The following is a 1,356-nucleotide window of genomic DNA, read 5'->3' as shown; positions in this document are numbered from 1 at the left end:
GTGCACCATCACTGCCGTGCGCAGTCCACGCTGGCCCGCGACCGCCCCACCGCCGTGCGGCGGTGACCGGGTGCACGGTCGCCGACTGCTGACCGTGCGCACTCACCTGACCCTTGAGCTGGTGCCGGATCACCGCGTACCCATGCGGGCTCGCGCTGCAGCTGGCCCTGAGCGCCACCGGCCGCCCGGCCCGGCGCGCTCTTGCACCAGACCCGCCCGCTGACCGACCCCGCGGATCCGTCGGCCCAGTGGTCCTACCTCGACGTGTGGGCCGGGACCGACGACCTCACGGTCGCTGACCCCTACTTTCCCCGCCCGGATCTCCACGCCACCGCCACCGGGATCTGCACCTTCCGCAGCGAGCCGCTGTACTGGCTCCCGGCACCGGCGCGGACGGTCACCCTGACCGCCGAATGGCCGCAGATCGGGTTGCCCGCGAGCCTCACCACGCTGGACCTGGCTGCGGTCGCAACCGTCGTCGACGCACCGCCCACCCTGATACCCAGGACGCCGATCAGTCTCCGCCATGCCGCCCGGCGCCGCGCAGCTCGGGATACCGGGCGGTCAGCCGGGCCACCCGTTGATGCACCTCGGAGAGTTGTCCCCGTGGCGGTCCTCTGTGCGTACTCCTCGGATGTTCTCGATTCGGGCGGTGAGTCCCTCGATCTCCTCGTCCAGCAGGTCGCGGAAGACCCAGGCTTGCGCGATATCGGGGTCGAGGTCGTCCTCGGTCGGTGTCATCCGGTGCTCTCTGCTCGGTGCGTCCGGAAACCGGGAGGGTGCGGCCGCGCGGAACCGGGAGGGTGCGGCCGCGGAACGTGACGAGACTGCGCCGCGGCAATCCAGCGAGACATCGTTGCCGAGCCCGGCGACCGGCGTCAACCCGCCACTCCACTCCACGGTACGAACCACCTCTCACCAGACGTGATGTCAACCGCAGGGATCGTCGTCCCGAGGGACGGGTTCTCCGAAGTCGTCGGTGAGCTTGTCCCGAAATCCTGGAAATGGGACGCCATCCAAACCCCCGCCGGGATCCTGTGAAAGCCCAGGGCGGCGTGTCCCAGAAGTTAATTCCATAATTGTGTATCACAAGTTCGGTTCGAACATAACTTTCGGTACGCTCCAGGTGTGGAGTTGGGATACGCCCGGGTGTCGACGAGCAAGCAGGACCTCACCCGGCAGATCGACGCACTCGCCAAGGCGGGAATCGATCCGGCGAACATCTACGTGGACAAGAAATCCGGGACCACCACCGAACGCCCCGGACTACAGGCGCTGCTCGAATGCGCCCGCGGCGGTGACGTGATCGTGGTGCACACCCTCGACCGGCTCGGCCGCACCGTCCGCGACACCCTG

The 1,356-nt window shown here is 68.3% G+C and carries 2 protein-coding genes; one reads left to right on the top strand and one right to left on the bottom strand.

What is annotated here, in order from left to right; all coding sequences use genetic code 11:
- Window positions 1-564: 564 nt before the first annotated feature.
- The gene (locus tag ABT116_RS46705) at window positions 565-741 is read right to left on the bottom strand and encodes a hypothetical protein (RefSeq protein WP_350835167.1); all 177 of its coding nucleotides are present in this window, start codon (window positions 739-741) and stop codon (window positions 565-567) included.
- A gap of 387 nt (window positions 742-1,128) precedes the next feature.
- Between ABT116_RS46705 and ABT116_RS46700 the strand changes: the two genes are divergently transcribed.
- The coding region (locus ABT116_RS46700; RefSeq protein WP_351647348.1) for a recombinase family protein at window positions 1,129-1,356 on the top strand (228 nt) is incomplete at its 3' end.

It is taken from the genome of Streptomyces sp. NPDC002130 (assembly GCF_040296465.1).
GTDB lineage: Bacteria > Actinomycetota > Actinomycetes > Streptomycetales > Streptomycetaceae > Streptomyces.
Note: the sequence above shows the minus strand (reverse complement) of the source record. Positions and strands in the feature narration are given on the sequence as shown.